Source organism: Lysinibacillus sp. GbtcB16, from assembly GCF_019091145.1.
GTDB classification, from domain to species: domain Bacteria; phylum Bacillota; class Bacilli; order Bacillales_A; family Planococcaceae; genus Lysinibacillus; species Lysinibacillus fusiformis.
Window position 1 is genome coordinate 1 of sequence record NZ_JAGXJV010000195.1, and the last position, 346, is coordinate 346.

At 38.4% G+C, this 346-nt stretch carries 1 pseudogene; it reads right to left on the reverse strand.

Annotation, left to right across the window (positions count from 1 at the left end):
* Nucleotides 1-346: pseudogene (locus tag KVT27_RS23975) on the reverse strand (hypothetical protein); the annotation flags it as partial.

The window sequence follows — 346 nt, forward strand, 5'->3', positions numbered from 1 at the left end:
TGCGATATATGGCGTTCCTAATGCGATTTGGAATTCAAAAAGTTGATTACTAAGCTCTTGAGAAATTTTAACTTTAAATCGGCTAGTATCCGGCTTGGGTTGAACGTAAGGAAGGATATCCGCCGCTGTAGCATGTCCAATAAATAATTGATCTTCATTAAACTGATAAGAGCGTTTGAAGAATTTGCTGAAAAACTCCATGCATCTGCGATTATTTAGTGCAACTTGAATCAATTTTACTCCAGTATCTCCTTCACATAGATCCAGGTGGCGTGCCAAGCGGTAGATCATTTCGCGCATATCATCTTGTATATACGGTGCTATTGCTTTTTTCTTATCTGATCTG